This window comes from Paenibacillus dokdonensis (genome assembly GCF_004916975.1).
Taxonomy (GTDB): Bacteria; Bacillota; Bacilli; order Paenibacillales; family Paenibacillaceae; genus Paenibacillus_AQ; species Paenibacillus_AQ dokdonensis.
The window spans coordinates 3,478,450-3,501,875 of sequence record NZ_STGQ01000001.1 but is presented as its reverse complement, the minus strand read 5'-3'; the positions used below and the strand labels follow the sequence as shown (position 1 = coordinate 3,501,875).

Here is a 23,426-nt window from a genome sequence, read left to right as displayed (position 1 = left end):
GATATGCTAGTGAGCAGTAAACAAGCCGAACGAAGGAGTGGCAAAACCGATGGAATTTACAAAAATGCATGGTCTGGGTAATGACTTTATTGTGATATATGGTGAGCAGGTTCTTCCTGAAGATGCGGCAGAGCTTGCCGTCAAATGGTGCGACCGTTATTTTGGCATCGGAGCAGACGGGCTGGTGTATATCCTGCCTTCCGAACAGGCGGACTACCGGATGAGAATTATTAATTCTGACGGAAGTGAAGCAGAGCAGTGCGGCAATGCAATCCGCTGCGTAGCCAAATACGTGTATGATCACGGTTATGTGCAGAGGGAGCAAATTACGATCGAAACTTTGGGGGCAGGCGTGCAGAAGGTTTCCATTCACACAGATCATGCAAAGGCGGTTAAGGTAACCGTTGATATGGGCGAGCCTGTGCTTGAGGGGCTCAAAATTCCGACGATGATCCATTCCACACCCGTTGTGAATGTTCCGCTTGAGTCTGATGGATCTTCATTCCAATTCACAGCGGTATCTATGGGCAACCCGCACTGCGTGATCTATGTGGATGATGCGGTAAACTTCGATCTGAACACATGGGGGCCCAAGCTTGAAGTACATCCTCTGTTTCCGAAAAAAGTAAACGTGGAGTTTGCTACGGTTCTTAACCGCCAAACCGTCGACATGCGCGTCTGGGAACGCGGAGCAGGCCCGACGCTGGCTTGTGGTACCGGAGCGTGTGCAACACTGGTATCTTCGGTACTGAACGGCAAGACAGACCGTGAGGCGGAAATTCGCCTGAAGGGCGGCAGTCTCTTTATTAAATGGAATGAACAGGATAACCGGGTGTACATGACAGGTCCAGCGGCTTTTGTATACACAGGGAAGGTAACAGCATAAACCTGGGCCGATGGTATTTGATCAAAAGAAGCTTGCTAATCTGCCTGCGGGCATGGGTTGGTAGGCTTTTTTCTGCCCTTTGGGATGCTATTTTTAAAATTCCGTTAATTCCATCCTAACTTGTGGGAATATATAAGGTTTTGTGATACATTAGTATGAAACTACGGTCAGGTTGGGGGAATTATGATGAAGCCGGATTTGCGCAAGGCATTGGATACTCAAGTGCTTGTCGGGGATGGAGCGATGGGCACTTTCTTATATCAAATGGGTTTTCCCGTAGGGATTTCGTATGAAGAGTTAAATTTGACCTCACCGGTTGTCATTCGGGATGTTCATCGGCGCTACATGGAAGCAGGCGCACAGGTACTTGAGACGAATACTTTTTCTGCTAACTTTGACAAACTGTCCAAGTACGGATTGGAATCCAAGGTTAATGAAATTAACCGTGCAGGCGTACGCATCGCCCGTGAAGCCGCCGGAGAACAGGGCTATGTGGTCGGAGCTGTGGGCTCGATCCGGGGCGGGAAGCGGACGAATGTATCCACCGGAGAACTGAAAAAGTATTTTGAACAGCAGCTTCAAGTGCTATTAAGTGAGGGTGTAGACGGAATTCTGCTCGAAACCTTTTATGATGTTGAAGAGCTTGCGCTGGCTTTGTCCATCGCACGGCGTTTAACTGCTGCACCTGTCATCTGTCAGTTCGCGGTAGAGGATGTGGCCAGAACTCTCGATGGATACACGATGCCGGAAGCCTTCCGGATCATGCAGCAGGAAGGGGCCGATGTAATCGGCTTTAACTGCCGCACCGGTCCAAACGGTATCATGGGCGCAATGAAGACGCTTGACGGCCATCTGCCGGCTCCGATGTCGGTCTATCCGAATGCGGGTGTTGCCGACTACGTAGACGGGGAATATCAATATGGAGCAGGCCCGGAGTATTTTGGTCAAATGGCTGTAAAATTTGCTGATCTGGGGGCGCATATCATTGGCGGCTGCTGCGGCACCACACCGGCGCATATTGCGGCCATTGCCGGAGCGCTTGAAGGCTACACACCGCCAGTTTTTGCGTATGAGCCCATTCCTGAACAAACGGCGCCTCTTGTTATCCATGAGCATCTGCCGCAGGAAGAGAATGAGGAGAAAATAGAGCTTAACCTGGTAGATCTAGCCAAACAGCGTCATACCGTGATCGTGGAACTTGATCCTCCCCGCGATCTGGATATCGCCAAGTTTATGCAGGGTGCTGAAAGATTGAAGCAAGCCGGTGCGGATGCGCTTACGCTTGCTGACAATTCCCTTGCGGTTACGCGGATGAGCAATATGGCACTCGGGCATTTGGTCCAGGCACAAACGGGTTTGAGACCGCTCGTGCATATGGCCTGCCGGGATCGCAATCTAATCGGCACGCAGTCACATATGATGGGATTTGATGCGCTGGGCATTGATCATGTGCTGGCTGTAACTGGTGATCCTGCGCGATTTGGGGATTTGCCAGGCTCAAGCTCGGTATATGATCTGACATCCTTTGAAGTAATCCGTATGATCAAACAGCTTAACGAAGGCATTTCCTTTTCAGGTAAGCCATTGAAACAAAAAGCAAAATTCGTGGTAGGCGCAGCTTTTAATCCCCACGGCAAACATCTGCATAAAGCCGTAGCGCGTCTGGAACGGAAAATAGCTGCGGGAGCGGATTACATCATGACCCAGCCTGTGTATGATCCCGAGCTGATCCGCGCCGTCAAAGAAGCGACGAGCCACCTGGAGACTCCTATATTTATGGGGATTATGCCGCTGGCGAGCGGAAGAAATGCAGAGTATTTACACAACGAGGTTCCGGGCATTCAGCTCTCGGAAGATGTCCGCGGCCGGATGGCCGGGCTTGAAGGGGAAGAGGGCAGAGCCATGGGGGTTCAGATCGCCAAGGAACTCCTGGATGTAGCGATGGACCACTTTAACGGCATCTATCTGATGACTCCATTCATGCTTTATGAAATGAGCGCCCAGCTCATCGAGCATGTTTGGGCCAAATCGGGCCGCCAATTGTCCCCCTTGTTTCGTTGATCGTAATCAATTACAATAGTGTAATGGATGTGGTGCCGATGTCTTTTAGCATGACCGGATATGGTCAATCTGCCCTCCAGCACGGAGGGTATAAAGTAGTATTTGAAGTGAAGTCCGTCAATCACCGATACTGCGAAGTTGTCCTTCGTCTGCCGCGTGAGTGGACATGCTTTGAGGACTCTTTGCGAAGAACGGTGCAGCAGTATGTAAAACGCGGACGGGTTGACGTTTACGTCAATAAGGAAGAGGGCGACGAGCATGCTACGCATGCCCTGCTGAACGAGCATGCCATACAAACGTATTTGCAGGCCGCACAGGATCTTTCGCAGCAGTATGGCCTTGATGGCGAGCTGACTGTGAAGGATTTGTTGTCTCTTCCCGGTGTGTGGATTGCCCCCGAGCACATTGCCTTGCCGGGTGCTTCCGATTTGGATGAATGGGGTCCGGTCCTGGAAAATGGCCTGCGGAAGGCTATGGAAGGACTCTCGGCCATGCGAAGTCTGGAAGGCAAACATCTTGCCACAGATGTGGAGCAGCGTTTGATCAAGCTTCAGCATCTGCATAGTGAGATGATGCAGCTGGCACCAACAGTAGTCGAGGATTACCGCAATAAGCTCAAACAAAGGCTGTCTGATCTTAATGACGGTTCGTTTGCCTTTGATGAACATAAATTTGGCATGGAAGTTGCTATATTCGCAGACCGTTCTAACATTGATGAAGAACTGATACGGCTGCAGAGCCATTTTGAGCAGTGCAAGGGATTGCTTCGTGCGGATGAACCGGTCGGAAGAAAACTGGATTTTCTGATTCAGGAAATGAACAGGGAAGTCAATACGATTGGATCGAAAGCCAATCATCTGACTCTGGTAAACCGTGTTGTCGAAATGAAGGCGGAACTGGAAAAAATTCGCGAACAATTGGCCAATATAGAATAAACAGGCAATTTCGACAGAAAACAGGCAAGAGTCAAATGTATAGGGGGATTAACCTGATTATGGCAATCAAACTCATTAACATCGGCTTCGGGAATATTGTATCGGCTAACCGAATCATTTCCATTGTAAGCCCTGAATCAGCACCCATTAAAAGAATCATTCAAGAAGCAAGAGACCGTCATATGCTGATTGATGCGACCTATGGACGCCGGACGCGTGCCGTGATCATTACCGATAGCGATCATGTCATCCTGTCCGCGGTGCAGCCTGAAACGGTAGCGCACCGACTCTCAAGCAAAGACGACGATAATGACGAATAACGAGTTGGGGAGTAATATGGCAAAAGGAATATTGTTTATATTATCCGGACCTTCCGGGGTCGGGAAAGGCACCGTATGTACCGCGCTGAGAGGCAAAATTCCGGAACTCGTTTATTCCGTTTCGGCAACGACCCGGAGTCCGCGGCTTGGCGAGGAAGACGGAGTGAATTATTTTTTTAAATCCCGTGACCAGTTTCTGAATATGATGCAGAACGACCAGCTTTTGGAGCATGCGGAATATGTGGGGAACTATTATGGTACACCACGTGATTTCGTGGAAAAGACGCTCCTGAGCGGCAATGATATTATTTTAGAGATCGAGGTGCAGGGTGCGTTGCAGGTGAAGGAAAAGTTCCCTGAGGGAGTTTTTATCTTCCTGCTGCCGCCATCACTGGATGAACTGAAAGACCGGATCCGCGGACGCGGTACGGAGAATCAGGCAACGATCGATCACCGGATGTCGGTTGCAGTCGATGAGATCAATTTGATGGAGCATTATGACTATGCTGTCGTTAATGATCAGATTGATTCCGCGTGCAAACGAATAGAATCTATTATTGTAGCCGAACATTGTAAGGTGAAACGATAGGACGAGATTAGTTTAGACTTTTGATGAAGAAGAGGTGGCGGTTACATGTTGTATCCTTCGATTGATGAAATGATGAATAAAGTCGACAGTAAATATTCGCTGGTGGTCGCTGCTTCAAGACGTGCAAGACAACTGCGCGAAGGCGAGAAGACCAGTCTCAAACAGCCTAGATCACATAAATATGTGGGTGTAGCTCTGGAGGAAATCTACGGTGACCTTCTTCGTGTTATTCCTGAACCTGCAACAGAAAAAGACGAACTCAAGAAACGTTAAATTGCGGATTATAGAATTTTGAAGGCTTCAGCGGTGCTGAACCATTCTATAGTCGCAGGAGGAGGCGAGCATGAGTGATGCCGGCCTGCTTCCTGTCCTAGCGTCAATAGACGCTGTACCGAATACAACCGCAAGGTTGTATTTTTTTCTCTATTTCTGGGTGGAAGAGGGGGATTCGCATGTTAAGCGGTAAAACAATCGTACTTGGCGTTACGGGAGGAATTGCAGCATACAAGGCGGCAACTCTATGCAGCAAGCTGGTCCAAAAAGGGGCGAATGTGCATGTTATTATGACTTCCTCGGCCAAGCAGTTCATTACGGAATTGACGCTGCAAAGCCTGTCCAAAAATGCGGTGTTCAGTGATACTTTTGATGAGAGGGACCCATCCGTGGTTTCCCATATCCGTATGGCAGACGCGGCAGATCTTGTGCTGATCGCTCCGGCGACAGCCAATGTGATTGCTAAAATGGCTCATGGACTGGCCGATGATATGCTGACCACCACACTTCTGGCGACGATGGCGCCGGTAATGGTAGCTCCCGCGATGAATGTTCATATGTATGGGCATCCCGCTGTAATGGAAAACATGAAAACGCTGGAGCAAAGAGGCGTTATGATGATCGAGCCAGGCGAAGGACTGCTTGCCTGCGGCTACGTCGGAAAAGGACGCATGGAGGAGCCGGAAAGCATTGTGGCCGTGGTCGAACGTTATTTTGACGAGGAGAAGAAGGCAGAGCCAGGGCTTTTGCATGGAAAAAAAGTGGTTGTCACATCGGGGGGCACTATCGAGCGTATTGATCCTGTGCGCTATATTACCAATGATTCATCCGGTAAAATGGGCTTTGCCATTGCCAAAGCCGCGCGTGAGATGGGAGCTTCGGTCCACCTGATTCATGGTCATACCGATACTGCTCCACCGGCTGGAATTGATGCTGAAGCTGTCCAATCGGCGGATGATATGTACCAGGCTGTTCTGAAGCATTGGCATGATAGTGACATGGTCATCAAAGCGGCAGCAGTAGCAGACTACCGTCCAGCCGAAACAGCGAGCAGCAAGATCAAGAAAATGGGAGATACGATGACGCTCGAACTCATCAAGACCGTGGATATTCTGGAGCAGCTTGGCAAAAGCAAAACAAACCAGTTTTTGATCGGATTCGCCGCTGAGACTCATAATGTGGAAGTCTATGCCAAGGACAAGCTGGTCCGTAAAAATTGCGATCTGATTGTAGCCAATGATGTGACGGCGGAGGGAGCGGGATTCCGTTCGGATACCAACGTCGTGCAGGTTTATGATGCTGACGGTTTAGTGGAGCAAATGCCCGTGATGTCAAAAGATGAAATTGCACGGCGGCTTCTGACCATTGCTGCGGCGCGGATGAACGGAGCAGGTAACTGATGCAGCCGCAAGTGGCCAAGGTCATCGTTGATGTTCCGGTAAAGGATACCGACCGTCCCTTTGATTATCTAATCCCTGAATCCATGCGGGCATGGATTGAGATAGGAAGCCGGGTTGGAGTTCCTTTCGGCCACCGGACGGTTCAGGGCTTCGTCGTGGCGCTGCAGGAGGAGCCTTCCGCTGGTGGAATGCGTCTGAAGGCTATTCAGGAGGTACTGGATGTAGTTCCTCCGTTATCTCCTGAACTGGTGAAGCTGGCAGAATGGATGAGTCAAAAGTACGCCTGCCGGTTTATCACAGCTCTTCAGGTCATGGTTCCGACAGCGCTGAAAGGAAAGGCCGAAAGGTATATCTCACTCGGAGATGCCTCTGAACAAGATGAAGAAGAGGATGAGTATTCAGGGACACTGGTCCGAATTGCGTTAGAAACAACGGAAGAAGTCCGAACGATCCTGGCTTATGTCGGGCAAAAAGGTGAGGTTCCTGCCCAGCATCTCAGTCGCATTTTCCCGGATAGTGCACATACAATTAAATCTCTGCTTCGCAAAGGAGCTCTGCAGGAGAATCAATCGATAAAGGACAAACTTCAGAAGAAAACGCTAAAGGCAGTCGATCTTGCTGTGGAGCCGGATGTAGCAGAAGCAGCGCTGGAAGACTTTCCGGCTAAGGCACAGCGTCAACGGGAAGTGCTGCAGTTTATTCTGGAAATGAAGGAACTGCTGCCGCTGCCTTTAAAAGAAATTCTGACCTCGCTTCAGGTATCGGCTGCTACCGTCAAGGGGCTCGCAGACAAGGGTTTTATTTCGATCGAAGATCAGGAAGTGTTCCGCGATCCATACAGGGGACGACGCTTCAAGCCTTCGGTACCACTGCAGTTGAACGATGAGCAGCAGCAGGCCTATGACCGTATACAGGACACACTGGATGCCTACCGTCATGGCGTGTTTCTTTTGCATGGCGTTACAGGCAGTGGTAAAACCGAAATTTACCTGCAAACCATTCAGCACTGTATAGAGCAGGGGCGGCAGGCTATTGTCCTTGTACCGGAAATATCGCTGACACCACAGATGGTTGAACGCTTTAAAGGACGTTTCGGCGATCTGGTGGCGGTCATGCACAGCCGGCTTTCCGGCGGCGAACGCTATGATGAATGGCGGAAAATCCGCGAAGGCAAGGTGAAGGTAGCCATCGGGGCACGTTCTGCAGTATTTGCACCATTTGAGCAAATCGGACTCATTATTATGGATGAAGAGCATGAAACTTCATATAAACAGGAGGAAAGTCCCAAGTATCATGCTAGGGATGTGGCAGTCAAGCGTGCTCAGCAGCAAGGAGCGGCTGTGATTTTGGGTTCAGCAACGCCTTCACTGGAGAGCTACTATGCAGCCCGCTCCCAGTCGGATGATAACTTCTCGCCTATGCTGCTGGAAATGAAGCGCCGGGCGCTCGGCAACGAGCTTCCAGCTGTAGAGATCGTAGATATGCGGGAGGAGCTGAAGGAAGGTAATCGTTCGATGTTCAGCCGTTCCTTGCATCAGGCGATCGAGGTTCGGCTGGAGCGGCAGGAGCAAACGGTGCTGCTGTTAAATCGGCGCGGGTACTCTACTTTCGTGATGTGCCGCAGCTGCGGCTATGTGGCGGGGTGTCCGGAATGTGATATCTCCTTGACCTATCATCAAAAATCGAACAACCTCCGCTGTCACTACTGCGGTTATGCCGAGCCGGCACCATCCGTATGTCCGGACTGCGGCAGTGAGCATATCCGCTATTTCGGAACAGGCACGCAGCGGGTGGAAGAGGAATTGGCCAAGCTATTTCCCGGTATTCGGGTCATCCGTATGGACGTGGATACAACGACAGAAAAGGGATCACATGAGAAGCTGCTTAAGCAGTTCCGTGATAAGAAGGCGGATGTTCTTCTTGGCACCCAGATGGTGGCCAAAGGGCTGGATTTTCCGGATGTAACGCTCGTTGGTGTTATTACCGCCGATTCCGCCCTTAATTTGCCGGATTTTCGTGCTGGTGAGAAAACCTTCCAGCTGATGACTCAGGTAGCAGGACGGGCGGGACGCCATCAGCTGCCGGGAGAGGTGATGATCCAGTCCTATACGCCGGATCACTACTCCATTATCCATGCCAGCGGGCATGATTATCATTCCTTTGTGAGGGATGAACTGAAGCACCGCCGTAATCTTCACTATCCTCCATACTGCCGCCTGATTCTGATTACTTTAACTCATGAGCAGCTTCCACTGCTGGTTCGAATGGCTGAAAACATGGTGTCGGTGCTTCAGGGGAAAGCAAGACAGCGCGGATGGTTCGGCAGTTTGGACCGGCTGACGGCCGATGCGTTCGATGTGCTTGGACCTGTAGCTTCACCCATTCCGCGCATAAAAAATAGATACAGATTTCAATGTATGGTAAAATGGCGTGGGAATATCGATGCCGTCGGGCTGGTACGCGAAGCGGCCGAACAGCTTGAGGACACGGCACATAACCAAAAGCTTCAGATCAGTATCGATGTGGATCCGCAAATGCTGATGTAATCCCCGTCATATGAAATGAAACTACGGATGTAACCAAATACATGAGGATTATGCAAAATCCTGACATGAATACCCATAAGGAAGGTGTCATCATGGCAATTCGCATTATCGTAAAAGAACCTGATGCAGTACTGCACAAAATAGCAAAAGAAGTAAAGGAAATTACACCTAACGTTAAAAAACTACTGAAGGATATGGCGGAAACCATGTACGACGCGGAAGGCGTCGGCCTTGCCGCTCCCCAGGTCGGAATCCTGAAACGGCTGATTGTTGTTGACGTGGGCGATGATCACGGGTTGATCAAGCTTGTGAATCCGGTGATTGTTGCGAAGGAAGGCGAACAGTTTGGTCCCGAAGGCTGCCTCAGTATTCCCGGATACAATGGGGATGTGCGCCGCGCCGAGCAGGTTACGGTCAAAGGATTAGACGAGAACGGCAAAGAGGTAACGATTACAGGTACCGGATTATTGTCCCGCTGCTTTCAACATGAGATCGACCATTTGGATGGAGTCCTGTTTACCGACATTGCTGAAAAAGTATACGAATACGTACCAGAACGTCCCGGAAAGGAGTAATGCTTCATGAAAATCGTGTTCATGGGGACACCGGCCTTTGCCGTTCCCAGTCTGCGTATGCTTCTGGACGAAGGATATAACGTCGTTGCAGTGGTAACTCAGCCTGACCGGCCTCAGGGACGCAAAAAAGTGCTGATGCCAACCCCAGTTAAAGAGGTTGCTCTGGAGCAAGGGATTCCCGTTCTTCAGCCCCAGCGCATGCGCAGTCCTGAAGCGGTAGCGGAGCTTGCAGCTTACAAGCCGGATTTGATCGTGACGGCAGCATATGGGCAGATCCTTCCCAAAGATGTACTTGAACTGCCTGCCAATGGCTGTGTGAATGTTCATGGATCGCTTCTTCCCCAATATCGGGGCGGGGCACCGATCCAGCGCTGTATCATCAATGGTGAAACCGAAACGGGCATCACGCTGATGTACATGGCAGAAGGACTGGATACTGGAGATATGATTGCCCAGGTGAAGATCCAGATCGATGAAGAAGACACCTCGGGAACGCTGTTTGAGAAGCTGAGTATTGCCGGAGCAGCGCTCTTGAAAGAACAAATGCCGCGTCTGGACAATGGACGCCTGGAGGCTGAGGTGCAGGACGAGCAGAAGGCTTCGTATGCGCCCAATTTAAAGCGCGAGGATGAAAAGATAGATTGGAACGCGTCAACGCGCGATATCTATAATCAGATTCGTGGTTTGGTTCCTTTTTCTGGTGCCTTCACGCTTTGGAATGATGAGGTCTTTAAAGCGTGGGCTTCCCGAAAAACAGACAAAGCTTCCAAGGAAGTTGATCCTGGAACGGTGCTTCAGCTTACTGACCAGGGGATTGAGGTAAAAACAGGGGATGCGTCACTGTGGCTGACTCGGATTCAGCCTAGCGGCAAAAAACAGATGGAAGCGGCTGAATTTGTCCGCGGCAATACGATGACTCCCGGGACGGTGCTCGGGTGAGCGCAGGTAACCGCCAAGGCAAAGGAAGAATGTCGGTGCGGGAACTCGCCATGGAAGTATTGACGCAGGTTGAGCAGAATAAAGCCTATAGCAATTTGCAGCTGAATTCAGCCTTGCAGCGGGCTTCATTGTCCAAAGAAGACACGGGTCTCGCAACAGAGCTGGTATATGGAACGGTCTCCCGGCTCAATACGCTGGATTATTTTCTGGAACGTTTTGTAGCCAAAGGAGTGAAAAAGCTGCAGCCTTGGGTAAGAAATTTGCTGCGGCTCAGCTTGTATCAAATGATGTACCTGGACCGGATTCCTCCGCATGCCGTGGTCAACGAGGCGGTTAATTTGGCAAAACACCGGGGACATCAAGGAATATCCGGAATGGTGAATGGAGTTCTGCGGAACATACTGAGAAACCGCGAGGACTTGGTAATCCCTGAAGGTCTTTCGACGGCCGAACGTATTGCGCTTGAGCATTCCCATCCGCAGTGGCTGGTGGAACGCTGGATCAGTCAATATGGCGAAGCCACAGCAGAAGCGATATGCCGGGCCAATAATGAGCCTCCTTCCGTAAGTGTCCGGGTTAACATCACGATGATCAGTCGTGAAGAGATGTTGGCTGAAATGAAGGAGGCAGGACTTGAGGCTGCCCCTTCGGTACTCTCACCGGAGGGAATTCTGGTGCGCAGCGGCGGCAATATGGCTCTTAGCGGTTGGTACCGGGACGGGCAAATCTCGGTACAGGATGAGAGCTCCATGCTCGTGGCAGGCGCTGTCCGGCCGACGCCAGGTATGAGGGTGCTGGACTGCTGCGCCGCACCGGGCGGCAAAACAGCGCATATGGCAGAGCTTATGAACGATCAGGGCGAGATTATAGCCAATGATCTACATGAGCATAAGCGCAAGCTGATCGGCGAACAGGCTGAAAGATTGGGGTTAGACAGCATCCACACCGTGACGGGGAACGCGCTCGAACTGGCTCAAAGGTATCCAGCGGGTTCATTCGACCGGATTTTGCTTGATGCTCCCTGCTCGGGTCTAGGCGTCATCCGGCGCAAGCCCGACCTGAAATGGACTAAAACCGCCGAAGATATCGGCGAAATCGCCAGCCTGCAGCTTGAACTGTTGAATTCCGTTTCTTCTTTGCTGCGGGTCGGTGGGATTCTGGTGTACAGTACCTGCACAATTGATCCGGAAGAGAACGAAGGAGCGGTACAGCATTTTCTGAAGACCCATCCCGGTTTTGGGATTCCGGAAAATTCCGGTGAGGAGTGGAGCAATCTGCATTCCACAGCCGGGGGAGCGGGTGTACAGATTCTCCCGCAGGACTATCATAGTGACGGCTTTTATATTGCCAGACTCCAAAGATTCTCTTAAACTATCGCAATAAGACATGACTGATACAGCTTAAATGATCCCGCTGGGCCTTTAGCTTGGGCGGGGTTTCTCTTTTACCGCTACTTTTTTTTGTGTTAAAATAGGAAGAATGAGAAATAATACGCATAGAATGATAAAAGACAGGTGTGGTGAAATGAAGCCTTTTATATATGATTTGAATTTGGATGATCTCCAGGAATGGGCAAAGGAAAACGGAGAGTCCGCGTTTCGGGCCGGACAGATTTTTGACTGGCTGTACGTTAAGAGAGTTAATAATTTTCAGGAAATGACGAACCTTTCTAAAGAGCTTCGCCAGAAGCTTGAGGACCAGTTTGAGTTTGTAACCCTAAACGAAATTACCAAGCTCGAATCAAAGGATGGAACGGTTAAGTTCCTGTTTGGCCTGCATGATGAACATGCAATCGAGACGGTTATTATGAAGCACAGCTACGGAAACAGCATTTGCGTGACGACCCAGGTAGGCTGTCGCATCGGATGTACGTTCTGCGCCTCTACCCTTGGCGGACTTAAGCGTAATCTGACAGCAGGCGAAATTGTTGCACAGGTTGTCCAGGCCCAAAAAATACTGGATCAAAGGGGCGAACGTGTCAGCAGCATTGTTATCATGGGCTCCGGCGAGCCGTTTGAGAATTACGAAGCTACGATGAAATTCCTTCGTATCATGATCCATGAGAAGGGTCTTAACATTGGCCAGCGGCATATTACCGTATCCACCAGCGGCATTGTTCCAAATATTTATAAATTCGCTAATGAGGATACCCAGATCAATCTGGCGATTTCCATTCATGCTCCGAATGACATGCTCCGTTCCAAGCTCATGCCGGTTAACCGCCGATATCCTTTCGAGGACGTGATGGAATCCCTTCGCTTCTATCTGGCTAAGACAGGGCGCCGCATCACTTTTGAATACGCCTTGATTGGCGGGGTGAATGATCAGCCGGAGCATGCTCTTGAGCTGGCCAACGTACTGAAGGACATGCTTTGTCATGTCAATTTGATTCCGGTAAACCATGTGCCTGAACGTAAATACATTCGGACATCACGCAATGATATTTTCAAGTTTCAGAAAGTACTCGCAGAAAACGGTGTGAATGTAACGATCCGCCGTGAACAAGGCCACGATATCGCGGCTGCATGCGGACAACTGCGTGCCAAGCATATGGAGTTGAGGTGAGAGAAACTTGATCAAAACAGTTCAGGCCAGTAACATCGGGCGGGTTCGAACGGTGAATGAGGACTCAGTCTGGATCGGTCAGCTTCCGCAAGGATATACAATCGGCATCGTCGCTGACGGTATGGGTGGCCATCAGGCTGGAGATACCGCGAGCAGACTTGCCGTGGATACCATTGCGGGAGATCTGACCGCGCTGGAAGAGAACATGTCTGCCGAGGGTCTTAGCGCTGCTGTTAGTGATGCCATATTGCATGCCAATAATGTCATCTACAGCGAAGCATCCAAAAATGAAAAATATCACAACATGGGAACGACGGTTGAGGTGCTGCTGCTGCATGACGAGTCCGGAATTATTGGACATATCGGAGACAGCCGGGCTTACAAGATTATGAATGGTGAAGCCATTCAGCTTACGGAAGATCATACGCTTGTTAATGAGCTGTTTAAAAGCGGCCAGATAAGCCTCGAGGAAATGAAGACCCATCCGCGGCGCAATGTGATCATGCGCGCTTTGGGCACGGATCCCGAGGTATCTGTCGATCTGTATCCTGTCACACTATCTGCCGGGGAAGTTCTCCTTTTATGCAGCGATGGACTCAGCAGTCTGGTTAGTGGCGATCACATCGCCCAAATTACCGGAATGCAGGATGTTCCGCTGAATGAACGGGCGGACCGACTTCTGCAGCTGGCACTTCTCGCCGGAGGCGATGACAACATTACCGTCGCCCTGTTTGAACTTCAAGATGAAGTCGCCGGGCAAAGTATAAAGGAGTGGGATTCATGATCGGACACGAATTGGGCGGCCGTTATGAAATTATTGAACGAATTGGCGGCGGCGGGATGGCTCTCGTCTACAAAGCCCATGATTTGCTACTGGGCCGCAACGTCGCTGTCAAGGTGCTGCGCCAGCAGTTTGTGCACGATGAGGAGTTTATCCGCCGCTTCCGCCGTGAGGCGCAATCGGCTGCTTCGCTCTCGCACCCTAACGTTGTAAGCATATACGATGTGGGTCAGGAAGACGAAGTTCATTATATCGTCATGGAGTACGTCGAAGGGCATAACCTGAACGAAATTATCAAGGAGCGGGCACCTCTGCAGATTGATGAGGCTGTGCGAATCGCATCCCAGATTTGTGATGCGCTCGATCATGCCCACCAAAATCAGATTATTCATAGGGATATTAAACCTCATAATATATTGATCGGGCGTAACGGCAGAGTGAAAGTAACGGATTTCGGGATTGCCCGTGCCGTAACCTCAACGACCATAACCCAGACCGGGTCTGTGATCGGTTCTGTACATTATTTCTCTCCGGAGCATGCCAAAGGTGTGGTTACTGGAGAAAAATCGGATTTATATTCACTTGGTATTGTACTGTATCAAATGCTGACGGCTAGCCTCCCGTTTCTTGGAGAAAGCCCGATCAGTGTCGCACTCAAGCATTTGCAGGAGGAGTTTGAGGAGCCTCGCGAAGTGAATCCTCTCATCCCGCAGAGTGTGGAAAATATTATTCTCAAATCGATGCGCAAAAATCCGCAGGAACGTTACCAAAGTGCAAAAGAAATGCTGCAAGACCTGGAAACCTGCCTCTTGCCGGAGCGCAGAAACGAGAAGAAAATTGATTTTACGGATATCGATGATGAGGACCGTACGCGCGTCATTCCCGCGATTAAGCCGCAGCATATCGGAGCAAGTCCCGTTCGATCCAGACCAGCGCCCGTGGCAGCCGAGTCTGAGCGTGAGGAACGGCCGGCAGCTGCAGATAAGCCGAAACGGTCCAAGGGGCGCCCTGCGCTGTGGATCGGCTTGACACTGCTTCTTCTTTTGGCTATGGGGGGGCTTGCTTGGTACGTCAATCATGCACTCACGGTTCCGGATGTGAAGGTGCCGGGCGTGATCAATAAGACGGAAGAAGTAGCCCGCTCACAGCTAACTGCACTTGGCCTTGTTGTGGATGAGAACGTAATCCGCAAATATAAGGAAGGTGTGAAGGAAGGCGTTGTGTTTGACCAGAGCAAGGATGAGGGAACCGAGGTCAAGAAGGGTTCCACCATTCAGCTTTCCGTCGGCGCAGTTAAGCCGAGCAAGCCAATGCCGGATGTCAAAGAATCTTCTTATGAACAAGCAGTAAAGACCTTGGTGGCTGCCGGATTTAAAGAGGTTAACATCCAACAAGGTGAGCCTCAGTTTAGCGATAAGGCGGTCAACACCGTAATTTCTCAGGATCCTGGGGCCAACTCCGAGGTGGATCCGGAGACAGCTAAGGTCACGCTAACGGTTAGTAAAGGCCCGAATCAGGTGAAAATGCCAAGCCTGATCGATTTGACGCAGGATAAAGCGGTACAGAAGCTGAAAGCGAACGGCTTCACATCAGATCCGACGATTGAACAGGAAGCAAGCTACACCGTTGAAAAAGGTAAAGTAATCAAGCAGTGGCCTTACGATCCAGGCTCGGATGCGAATCCAGGAGACAAGGTTGTCTTGACTGTCAGCTCGGGATATCCGCCTGACGTCCTTAAATATACGTTTAATTTGCCGGTGGCCCCAACAGTCGAAGGACAGAACACCAAGATCAGCATCGAATACAGCGATGCGCGTACTAGTGGAGAGCGCAAAGTGTGGGGCACGAAAACCATTAACTCAACGCAGGTATTCCCTGTGGACCTGGTGCTTTCCCCAACCGTTAACGGGATTGTAACGGTGAAACAGGACGGACAGATTTTCGACACCTATACGGTTACCTATGAAGATGCCAAGAATGGCACGGTGCCTGCAATTACTCTTCCGGATAACAGTGGTAGCGATCAGGGGTCTCAAGATGATAATGGTGACGGAAACCATGACGGCAATAATGATACAACCGGTATGAACTTTCCTGGGAACGGGAACGGGAAGAATAATGGTAATCCAGGCAAGGGTAAAGGTAAGAACAAGGATAACCAAACTGCAATATACAAACATGACCATTAAAGGTTCCGATGCTTTGTTCGTGAGCCTGTCAGAGAAAGTGAGGCCTTTCATGTATGCCTGAAGGAGTGATCGTGAAGGCGTTAAGCGGATATTACTACGTCAAACCGCTCGAAAACGGAATGGCTGCTTCGGGAGGCGAGAACGCCATCCAATGCAGAGCACGCGGCATTTTTAAGAAAAAAGGCGTGACTCCATTGGTTGGGGATCATGTTCTTTATTCTCATACGGAAAACGGGGAGGGCATGGTGGATGAGGTTCTACCGCGCCGCTCTGAATTGATCCGTCCTCCGGTTGCCAATGTTGATTTGGCAGTTCTGGTATTTTCGGTGCGGGAGCCGGATCTTAACCTGCAGTTGCTCGATAAGTTTCTGGTCCACATTGAGCATTCGGGTCTGGATACAGTGATCTGTCTGACCAAGCATGATCTTCTGCCAGATGAAGCGGGTACTGATAACCCGGCCGATCTAGTTAAAGCTTTATATGAAAACATCGGTTATCAAGTTATCGTATCAAGCTCACGCTTAGGGCTGGGAACGGATCTGCTGAAGGAAACATTGAAAGGCCAAATCAGTGTCTTTTCCGGTCAATCCGGTGTAGGTAAGTCGTCGCTTCTTAACCGGCTTGTACCGGGGCTGGATCTTGAAACCAGCGCGATCAGCATGAGACTTGGCCGCGGGAAGCATACCACACGCCATGTGGAGTTGATTGAGCTGGAGCAGGGTGGGTTTGTAGCTGATACGCCAGGTTTTAGTCAGCTGGATTTTCTGGAACTAGGCGTGGAGGAACTGTCGACATGCTTCAGGGAGTTCTTCTCCTATGCGGAAAATTGCAAATTCCGGGGCTGCAGCCACACCCATGAACCGGGCTGTAAAGTGATCGAAGCAGTGGAAGAGGGGAAGATTGCAGCGAGCCGCTATGAGCATTATGTGTTGTTTTTAACGGAAATGAAAGATAAAAAGCGGAGGTATTAACGGAAATGATTAAAATAGCGCCATCGATATTGTCAGCGGATTTTGCCCAATTGGGCCAGGAAATTTCGATCGTGGAAGCAGCGGGAGCCGATTGGATCCACGTGGACGTGATGGACGGGCATTTTGTGCCCAACATCACACTGGGGCCGCCTATTGTCAGTGCCATTAAGCCGCATACGAGCCTGCCTCTGGACGTGCATTTGATGATTGATAATCCGGAACAATATATCGCTGACTTTGCCAAGGCCGGCGCAGATATGATTACTGTACATGCCGAAGCCTGTATTCATCTGCACCGCGTGATCCATCTGATCAAGGAGCATGGGGTGCAAGCAGGAATCGCTATTAATCCGGGAACACCGGCAGCAGTCATTCAAGAGGTTCTGGAGGATATCGATATGGTTCTGATCATGACGGTTAATCCGGGCTTCGGAGGACAAGCATTTATTCCGCGGGCAGTTCAGAAAGTGCGCCAAGTGCGTCAGTGGCTTAATGAAGCTTCTCTCTTCGATGTTCATATTGAAGTGGATGGCGGCATTACGAGCGAGACGGCGCCTTTGGTTGTAGAGGCTGGAGCAGATGTATTGGTTGCAGGAAGTGCCGTGTTCGGACAAAAGGACCGCGAAGCAGCGATTCAGGCCATTCGCAGCAGCGTACAAAACGGATAAATATATTGGGCGGGCTTCACTTGTCTGCCTGAGTCATAGGTCACGCATTTGGCGCATACATTGGTTACATGAGCAAGGTTCTCATGTAACCTTTTTTTGTCCGTTTTCTGTAGCAAACACGCTCAGGCATACCATACGTGATGACATGAGAATGATGGGGAGGGTGGAATGGAATATGAAATTTTACACATTTAAGCTGCCAAAGTTTTTGGGAGGATTCGTAAAAGCTATTTTAAACACATTTCATAAAAGCTGAAGACTCCTTATGGTATGCCGCTTAGTGCAATAAACCTCTGACGCAGGCGGCATGAAACCCCACCGAACAGGAACAAAGGCATTAAAAAAAGCACCTGCTGCAAACAAGGTGCTTTTTGCTTATATGCTATACTTAAGAAATAATCTCCCGCATGAAGCGGTCTTTCTACTGTGTAAGTAAAACGATACAAGTTTGTTTCTATTATACGCGGGTAACTTTACCTGCTTTGAGCGCACGAGTGCTCACATAAACGCGCTTTGGTTTGCCGTCAACAAGAATACGAACTTTTTGCACGTTCACACCCCAAGAACGACGGTTACGGTTGTTAGCGTGGGATACGTGGTTACCGCTACCTGGCTTCTTGCCAGTCACATAACATTGGCGAGACATAGATTACACCTCCTTGTTCCAAACACCTGCATAAAACAATACTTGTATATAATATCACAGCAAAAAATGCTTCGTCAACCATCGTGCAAAAACATTTATTTCTCATGCTTCTTATAGTACAATGATGAATAGCCCATACTGGATTATCATGGGGTGTTTATATGTTTAATATAAGGATAGAGCAAAATACGATTTTAGAACGCAAATGGCGAAACGAAAACGTGAATGATACGTATGTATAAGAACGCCAGTGGCTTAGGGATCAAGCTAGGAAGGGGATTTATCATTGAGTAAGCGTTCTTTGAATGGGACAGATTTTACCGCCATGGTATTGGCCGGAGCTGAAAAATTGCAGCAGCATGCAGAACATGTCAATTCCTTAAATGTGTTCCCGGTGCCTGATGGTGACACAGGGACTAATATGAACTTGACGATGAGTGCAGGTGTAACTGAGTTAAAAAGAAATAATTCCGAATCGATCGGACACAGTGCGGGTGTGTTGTCCAAAGGACTGCTGATGGGGGCACGCGGAAATTCCGGTGTAATCACATCACAGCTGTTCCGCGGGTTTGGACGTTATGCTGCACCGTACAGCGAGCTGAATGCGATGCAGTTTGCCGCTGCCCTGCAAACAGGTGTGGATGCTGCATATAAAGCTGTTGTAAAGCCGGTTGAAGGCACGATTTTGACAGTGGCAAAAGAGGCTGCCAAGCATGCGGTTTTTTATGCCCGTCGGACAAATGATATTATCGAATTGATGGAGCAGGTTCTGCTTAAGGCGCAGGAAACACTCTCTCAGACTCCTGATATGCTGCCTGTTCTAAAGCAGGTAGGTGTAGTTGATTCAGGGGGGCAGGGACTTGTCTACATTTATGAAGGCTTCCTTCGCTACCTGCAAGGAGCGCTGAGCTCGCCTGATTATGTGGCTCAGCCAGCCGCAAGACAAGCATACGAGGTAAATGATCAGGAGACGGCGTCTGCTGCTGTAACGGGACCCGCTGCTTCTGTATTTGCAAACCGCTCTGAGCTTGCCCAATCCAAAATTGAAACAGAAGATATCGAATTTTTGTACGATATGGAATTTTTTATTAACCGACAGCTTGGTGGCGTTACTGAGGCGCATTTTGATGAGGATCTTTTCAGGAAAGCGCTATCAATTAATGGTGATTCCATTATTATTATTGCCGATGATGAACTGATCAAAGTGCATGTCCACTCCAAAGCTCCGGGAGAGGTGCTGAATCTTGCGCTTCGTTATGGTGAAATTACACAAATTCATATTTTGAATATGCGTGAACAGCATCGGGATCTTTTAACTACCGGTCTGGATATTGCTCCAATGCCCGAGCTCTTTGCTGAAATTCCAGTCGATCCTGTAGCTCATTCGTGGGAGCAAGCTCCGGCTACGCCTCCGGCGGACGAACTGGCACCGTATGGCTTTATCGCGGTGGCTTCCGGTCAGGGCATCGCGGATATTTTCAAAAGTCTCGGCGTGGATGCAGTGCTGTCCGGCGGACAGACCATGAATCCGAGTACCGAGGATTTTGTCAATGCCATCGGATCGATTTCGGCACAGCATGTATATATTTTACCGAATAACTCCAACATTGTGCTGGCTGCTCAGCAGGCTGCAGAACTGCTTGAAGGCGAACGCAGTGTAACTGTTATTCCGAGCAAGAGCATTCCGCAAGGCATCGCTGCCGCTTTTGCCTTCTCCGAAGAGGAGATCCAGGACATCAATACGCAAAATATGATGGACGCTGTTGTGCGGATCAAGTCCGGACAGGTGACTTATTCGGTACGCGATACCCAGATTGATAATCTCGATATTAAAGCCGGTCAGTATATCGGCATCGAGAACTCGAAGATTGTTACTGCGGCTGAAGGGCTTTTGGGTGCATGCCAGGAGCTTTTGTCGAAAATGCTTGTGAGCGGAGATGAAATCGTCACGGTCCTCGCTGGTGAAGAGACACAGTCTGAGATGACGGCTGAGCTCGCAGACTGGCTCGGCGAGAATTATCCGAATGCTGAAGTGGAAGTGCATCAAGGCGGACAGCCAGTTTATTATTATATTTTCTCTGTAGAGTCCTAGTTCATATTGAAAATTTAAATTGAACTAATATAGTTAAATCAGTTAAAGGAGGCCACTCGCATGACCCATGCGGTAATTGTGACGGACAGCACCTCTGACATACCTGAAGAGCTGGTCAGCAAGTATGATATTCATGTCGTACCGCTTCGCCTGATGTTTGGTGAAGAAACTTTTCAAGATGGCGTGGATATCTCAGCTGAAGCGTTCTACAAAAGGCTTGTTCAGTCGGAGCAGCTGCCTACCACGTCGCAGGCTTCCCCTGCCGATTATATGCAAGTCTATGAGAATATTATGACTCAGCATCCCGGCAGCCCGATTATCTCACTTCATATTTCGTCGGGACTGAGCGGCACATACCAATCGGCGGTCCTGGCCAAATCACTGATGGAGGATCCCCCGGAAATTACGGTGGTAGATTCCAAATCAGCCTCCTACGGTTTTGGTCTGCTGGTTGTCCATGCAGCCCGGCTTGCCGCCGAAGGCCAAAGCGTGGATGAGATCCTCTCATCCGTAGAAAAAATGCGTCAGCAGCGCAAGCTCTATTTTCTCGTAGATACTTTGGAGTATTTGCAAAAAGGAGGGCGAATCGGCAAAGCGGCTGCCATCATCGGTAACCTGTTGAGCATTAAGCCGATCCTGTCCATCGATGAAGAAGGCATTATATATGCAGTGGAAAAGGTTAGAGGCCGCAAAAAGGCAATAGCACGCATGATTGAACGTTTTCAGGAGGATCTGGGCGGGATTCAAAACATTAATGTGGCAGTAGGCCATACGGCAGACCCGGCTTCAGCCGATCCGGTATTGGAAGAGCTTTCCCGGCGTTACAGCCTGGGTGAAGTCGTGCTCACCAATGTCGGTCCGGTTGTCGGAACCCATGTCGGACCCGGGACTTTGGCCGTATTTATATGGCCAGCTTAAAATGAGGGATGGAAATGAGTCTTAGTTTGGATCAAATTTCAATCCGGCAGGTGCGCGGCGTGAGTGCTCTCAAAGAAGGAGAGCTTCACGCCTTTGGCATCTCTACGGTGAAAGAGCTGCTGGAGTATTACCCTTTTCGATATGAAGATTATCGTCTGCGTACACTTAGTGAAGTCAAAGACGGAGATAAAATAACGATACAAGCCAAAATCATGGGCATTCCCGTACTGCAGCGTTTCGGGCGGAAATCGAGATTGTCCTGTAAGATGATGGCAGAGCAGTGGATGTTTACGGCGACTTGGTTCAACAGGCACTTCCTGCGTGATCAGTTGACAAGCGGCAGAGAGATTGTGCTGGTGGGCAAATGGGATCAGCGGAGAATGCAGCTGACCGTGTCTGAATCGGAATTTCCGGATCAGGGAGCCTGGCGCAGCGGTACGCTGCAGCCTGTCTACTCCGTCGGAGGCAAAATAACGCAGTCTTGGATGCGGAAGACGATGGGACAGGCACTTACCCAATACGGGGAGATGATCCCGGAGATTCTGCCGCAACAGATTATGCAAAAGTATCATTTTATGCCGCGCAAGCAGGCGATTGCTACAATCCACCAGCCCCAGGATACTCGCGAAGGATCACAGGGGCGGGAACGGATGGTTTATGAGGAATTGTTTTTGTTCCAGCTAAAAATGCAGGCTTACCGAGCGCTTAACCGCAGCCGGATGGATGGGATTGTGCATACCGTGGACAACAAGACGATGCGGGAGTTTGTACGGAGCCTCCCCTTTGAATTGACGGATGCACAAAAAAAAGTAGAACTGGAAATTTTGCAGGATATGCGTTCTCCTTACTGTATGAACCGGCTGCTGCAGGGCGATGTAGGCTCAGGGAAAACCGTGATTGCGGCGATCGCTCTGTATGGCGCGGTTCGTTCCGGGTTCCAGGGAGCTCTGATGGTTCCTACAGAAATCCTGGCCGAGCAGCATATGCGTTCCTTGCAAAAGCTGTTTGAACCGTTTGGTATCTCTGTGGGTCTTTTGACAGGCAGCGTAAACGGGCGGAAAAGGAAAGATCTGCTGGGTTCGCTGCAAATGGGTATGACCGATATTGTGGTGGGAACACATGCATTGATTCAGGAGGATGTTTTCTTCCGCCAACTGGGTCTGGTTGTTACGGATGAACAGCATCGCTTCGGTGTTAATCAACGCAGCATTTTGCGGCGGAAGGGCTATAATCCGGATGTACTGACTATGACGGCTACTCCGATTCCGCGGACGCTGGCGATTACAGCTTTCGGGGATATGGATGTTTCGACGTTATCAGAACGTCCAAAAGGGCGGATTCCGATTACGACGTACTGGGTCAAGCATGACATGATGGACCGTGTGCTCGGTTTCATTTCCAAAGAGATTGACCAGGGAAGACAGGCCTATCTCATTTGTCCTTTGATCGAGGAATCCGAGAAGCTGGATGTACAAAACGCGATTGACCTTCATATTCAGATGCAGCAGGCTTTTCCGAAATATCGGGTTGGTTTGCTGCATGGCCGGATGACGCCGGCCGAGAAGGAAGAAGTAATGCGCTCCTTTAATGAAAATGAAGTTCAACTGCTGGTGTCTACTACCGTTATAGAGGTCGGTGTGGATGTGCCCAATGCGACGCTGATGATCATCATGGATGCTGACCGATTCGGCCTGTCCCAGCTGCATCAGCTGCGCGGCCGGGTCGGCCGGGGGCAGCATGCTTCCTACTGTATACTCATTGCCGATCCAAAGTCTGAAGTTGGACAGGAACGCATGAATGTCATGACGGAGACTGACGATGGCTTCGAGGTGTCGCGCCGGGATTTGGATCTTAGAGGTCCGGGTGATTTCTTCGGGACGAAGCAAAGCGGGCTGCCGGAGTTTCGGCTTGCGGATATGGTCAGCGATTTTGAAGTTCTGGAGAAGGCGCGGGATGATGCGTCACAACTGGTGGGGGATCGTATTTTCTGGACTTCACCAGCATTTGCTGCCCTGAGGGAATATCTTCAGCAGGAACAGATTTTTCAGGGAGATTTGGTAGATTAGGCACTT

22 protein-coding genes are annotated in these 23,426 nt (G+C 50.0%); 21 read left to right on the top strand and 1 reads right to left on the bottom strand.

Annotation, left to right across the window (positions count from 1 at the left end):
- Positions 1 to 49 precede the first annotated feature (49 nt).
- The 18 genes from dapF (at position 50) to spoVM (ending at position 17,954) form a co-directional block, all read left to right on the top strand.
- Positions 50 to 886 (top strand): diaminopimelate epimerase, encoded by an 837-nt coding sequence (gene dapF, locus E6W40_RS16190; protein WP_136606397.1) that lies wholly within the window; start codon positions 50 to 52, stop codon positions 884 to 886.
- A 186-nt stretch (positions 887 to 1,072) separates the two neighbouring features.
- Positions 1,073 to 2,947: a bifunctional homocysteine S-methyltransferase/methylenetetrahydrofolate reductase gene (locus E6W40_RS16185; RefSeq protein ID WP_136606396.1), complete on the top strand. Its 1,875-nt coding sequence runs from the start codon at positions 1,073 to 1,075 to the stop codon at positions 2,945 to 2,947.
- A 38-nt stretch (positions 2,948 to 2,985) separates the two neighbouring features.
- The gene (locus tag E6W40_RS16180) at positions 2,986 to 3,882 is read left to right on the top strand and encodes a YicC/YloC family endoribonuclease (protein ID WP_136606395.1); all 897 of its coding nucleotides are present in this window, start codon (positions 2,986 to 2,988) and stop codon (positions 3,880 to 3,882) included.
- Between the two features lie 59 nt (positions 3,883 to 3,941).
- Complete coding sequence (remA, locus tag E6W40_RS16175; protein ID WP_006209218.1) at positions 3,942 to 4,202, top strand: extracellular matrix/biofilm regulator RemA; 261 nt, start codon at positions 3,942 to 3,944, stop codon at positions 4,200 to 4,202.
- Positions 4,203 to 4,218: 16 nt separating this feature from the next.
- Positions 4,219 to 4,791 carry a guanylate kinase gene (gene gmk, locus E6W40_RS16170; protein WP_136607035.1) on the top strand — a complete coding sequence of 191 codons (573 nt, stop codon included), beginning with the start codon at positions 4,219 to 4,221 and terminating at the stop codon, positions 4,789 to 4,791.
- Positions 4,792 to 4,836: 45 nt separating this feature from the next.
- A complete protein-coding gene (gene rpoZ / locus E6W40_RS16165) occupies positions 4,837 to 5,064 on the top strand; it encodes a DNA-directed RNA polymerase subunit omega (protein ID WP_136606394.1) in 228 nt (75 codons plus the stop codon).
- A gap of 70 nt (positions 5,065 to 5,134) precedes the next feature.
- Positions 5,135 to 5,257: a hypothetical protein gene (locus tag E6W40_RS30300; RefSeq protein WP_281281461.1), complete on the top strand. Its 123-nt coding sequence runs from the start codon at positions 5,135 to 5,137 to the stop codon at positions 5,255 to 5,257.
- Positions 5,244 to 6,464 (top strand): bifunctional phosphopantothenoylcysteine decarboxylase/phosphopantothenate--cysteine ligase CoaBC, encoded by a 1,221-nt coding sequence (coaBC, locus tag E6W40_RS16160; protein ID WP_136606393.1) that lies wholly within the window; start codon positions 5,244 to 5,246, stop codon positions 6,462 to 6,464. Before E6W40_RS30300 ends, coaBC begins: the two co-directional genes overlap by 14 nt.
- Positions 6,464 to 9,010 carry a primosomal protein N' gene (priA, locus tag E6W40_RS16155; RefSeq protein ID WP_136606392.1) on the top strand — a complete coding sequence of 849 codons (2,547 nt, stop codon included), beginning with the start codon at positions 6,464 to 6,466 and terminating at the stop codon, positions 9,008 to 9,010. Before coaBC ends, priA begins: the two co-directional genes overlap by 1 nt.
- Positions 9,011 to 9,102: 92 nt before the next feature.
- Positions 9,103 to 9,585, top strand: coding sequence for a peptide deformylase (def, locus tag E6W40_RS16150; RefSeq protein WP_136607034.1), 483 nt, complete (start codon positions 9,103 to 9,105; stop codon positions 9,583 to 9,585).
- A gap of 6 nt (positions 9,586 to 9,591) precedes the next feature.
- On the top strand, positions 9,592 to 10,524 hold the full coding sequence (fmt, locus tag E6W40_RS16145; RefSeq protein ID WP_136606391.1) for a methionyl-tRNA formyltransferase: 933 nt from the start codon (positions 9,592 to 9,594) through the stop codon (positions 10,522 to 10,524).
- Between the two features lie 29 nt (positions 10,525 to 10,553).
- Positions 10,554 to 11,894, top strand: coding sequence for a 16S rRNA (cytosine(967)-C(5))-methyltransferase RsmB (gene rsmB, locus E6W40_RS16140; RefSeq protein WP_136607033.1), 1,341 nt, complete (start codon positions 10,554 to 10,556; stop codon positions 11,892 to 11,894).
- Between the two features lie 154 nt (positions 11,895 to 12,048).
- Positions 12,049 to 13,089, top strand: a complete 1,041-nt coding sequence (rlmN, locus tag E6W40_RS16135; RefSeq protein ID WP_136606390.1) for a dual-specificity RNA methyltransferase RlmN — start codon at positions 12,049 to 12,051, stop codon at positions 13,087 to 13,089.
- A 7-nt stretch (positions 13,090 to 13,096) separates the two neighbouring features.
- Positions 13,097 to 13,873, top strand: a complete 777-nt coding sequence (locus E6W40_RS16130) for a Stp1/IreP family PP2C-type Ser/Thr phosphatase (protein ID WP_136606389.1) — start codon at positions 13,097 to 13,099, stop codon at positions 13,871 to 13,873.
- Entirely contained in the window at positions 13,870 to 16,059 is a 2,190-nt protein-coding gene (gene pknB / locus E6W40_RS16125) for a Stk1 family PASTA domain-containing Ser/Thr kinase (RefSeq protein ID WP_136606388.1), read from the top strand. The genes E6W40_RS16130 and pknB overlap by 4 nt, the downstream gene beginning before the upstream one ends.
- 53 nt (positions 16,060 to 16,112) lie before the next feature.
- A complete protein-coding gene (gene rsgA / locus E6W40_RS16120; protein ID WP_136606387.1) occupies positions 16,113 to 17,030 on the top strand; it encodes a ribosome small subunit-dependent GTPase A in 918 nt (305 codons plus the stop codon).
- A gap of 5 nt (positions 17,031 to 17,035) precedes the next feature.
- Positions 17,036 to 17,698, top strand: coding sequence for a ribulose-phosphate 3-epimerase (gene rpe, locus E6W40_RS16115; RefSeq protein WP_136606386.1), 663 nt, complete (start codon positions 17,036 to 17,038; stop codon positions 17,696 to 17,698).
- Positions 17,699 to 17,873: 175 nt separating this feature from the next.
- Positions 17,874 to 17,954 (top strand): stage V sporulation protein SpoVM, encoded by an 81-nt coding sequence (gene spoVM, locus E6W40_RS16110; RefSeq protein ID WP_034273235.1) that lies wholly within the window; start codon positions 17,874 to 17,876, stop codon positions 17,952 to 17,954.
- A gap of 201 nt (positions 17,955 to 18,155) precedes the next feature.
- Here the strand turns inward: spoVM and rpmB are convergent, their stop codons facing one another.
- Entirely contained in the window at positions 18,156 to 18,344 is a 189-nt protein-coding gene (rpmB, locus tag E6W40_RS16105; RefSeq protein ID WP_136606385.1) for a 50S ribosomal protein L28, read from the bottom strand.
- A 286-nt stretch (positions 18,345 to 18,630) separates the two neighbouring features.
- Here rpmB and E6W40_RS16100 point away from each other — a divergent pair, with 286 nt between their 5' ends.
- The 3 genes from E6W40_RS16100 to recG are packed head-to-tail and all read left to right on the top strand — an operon-like array spanning position 18,631 to position 23,420.
- Entirely contained in the window at positions 18,631 to 20,436 is a 1,806-nt protein-coding gene (locus E6W40_RS16100) for a DAK2 domain-containing protein (protein WP_136606384.1), read from the top strand.
- 60 nt (positions 20,437 to 20,496) lie between these two features.
- Positions 20,497 to 21,354: a DegV family protein gene (locus E6W40_RS16095; protein WP_136606383.1), complete on the top strand. Its 858-nt coding sequence runs from the start codon at positions 20,497 to 20,499 to the stop codon at positions 21,352 to 21,354.
- A gap of 14 nt (positions 21,355 to 21,368) precedes the next feature.
- On the top strand, positions 21,369 to 23,420 hold the full coding sequence (recG, locus tag E6W40_RS16090) for an ATP-dependent DNA helicase RecG (RefSeq protein ID WP_136606382.1): 2,052 nt from the start codon (positions 21,369 to 21,371) through the stop codon (positions 23,418 to 23,420).
- Positions 23,421 to 23,426 lie beyond the last annotated feature (6 nt).

Excerpts from the sequence above, each read along its gene's own strand:
- dapF (WP_136606397.1), top strand. The coding sequence starts at position 50 with ATGGAATTTACAAAAATGCATGGTCTGGGTAATGACTTTATTGTGATA.
- E6W40_RS16185 (WP_136606396.1), top strand. The coding sequence starts at position 1,073 with ATGAAGCCGGATTTGCGCAAGGCATTGGATACTCAAGTGCTTGTCGGG.
- E6W40_RS16180 (WP_136606395.1), top strand. The coding sequence starts at position 2,986 with ATGTCTTTTAGCATGACCGGATATGGTCAATCTGCCCTCCAGCACGGA.
- remA (WP_006209218.1), top strand. The coding sequence starts at position 3,942 with ATGGCAATCAAACTCATTAACATCGGCTTCGGGAATATTGTATCGGCT.
- gmk (WP_136607035.1), top strand. The coding sequence starts at position 4,219 with ATGGCAAAAGGAATATTGTTTATATTATCCGGACCTTCCGGGGTCGGG.
- rpoZ (WP_136606394.1), top strand. The coding sequence starts at position 4,837 with ATGTTGTATCCTTCGATTGATGAAATGATGAATAAAGTCGACAGTAAA.
- E6W40_RS30300 (WP_281281461.1), top strand. The coding sequence starts at position 5,135 with ATGAGTGATGCCGGCCTGCTTCCTGTCCTAGCGTCAATAGACGCTGTA.
- coaBC (WP_136606393.1), top strand. The coding sequence starts at position 5,244 with ATGTTAAGCGGTAAAACAATCGTACTTGGCGTTACGGGAGGAATTGCA.
- priA (WP_136606392.1), top strand. The coding sequence starts at position 6,464 with ATGCAGCCGCAAGTGGCCAAGGTCATCGTTGATGTTCCGGTAAAGGAT.
- def (WP_136607034.1), top strand. The coding sequence starts at position 9,103 with ATGGCAATTCGCATTATCGTAAAAGAACCTGATGCAGTACTGCACAAA.
- fmt (WP_136606391.1), top strand. The coding sequence starts at position 9,592 with ATGAAAATCGTGTTCATGGGGACACCGGCCTTTGCCGTTCCCAGTCTG.
- rsmB (WP_136607033.1), top strand. The coding sequence starts at position 10,554 with ATGTCGGTGCGGGAACTCGCCATGGAAGTATTGACGCAGGTTGAGCAG.
- rlmN (WP_136606390.1), top strand. The coding sequence starts at position 12,049 with ATGAAGCCTTTTATATATGATTTGAATTTGGATGATCTCCAGGAATGG.
- pknB (WP_136606388.1), top strand. The coding sequence starts at position 13,870 with ATGATCGGACACGAATTGGGCGGCCGTTATGAAATTATTGAACGAATT.
- rsgA (WP_136606387.1), top strand. The coding sequence starts at position 16,113 with ATGCCTGAAGGAGTGATCGTGAAGGCGTTAAGCGGATATTACTACGTC.
- rpe (WP_136606386.1), top strand. The coding sequence starts at position 17,036 with ATGATTAAAATAGCGCCATCGATATTGTCAGCGGATTTTGCCCAATTG.
- spoVM (WP_034273235.1), top strand. The coding sequence starts at position 17,874 with ATGAAATTTTACACATTTAAGCTGCCAAAGTTTTTGGGAGGATTCGTA.
- rpmB (WP_136606385.1), bottom strand. The coding sequence starts at position 18,344 with ATGTCTCGCCAATGTTATGTGACTGGCAAGAAGCCAGGTAGCGGTAAC.
- E6W40_RS16095 (WP_136606383.1), top strand. The coding sequence starts at position 20,497 with ATGACCCATGCGGTAATTGTGACGGACAGCACCTCTGACATACCTGAA.
- recG (WP_136606382.1), top strand. The coding sequence starts at position 21,369 with ATGAGTCTTAGTTTGGATCAAATTTCAATCCGGCAGGTGCGCGGCGTG.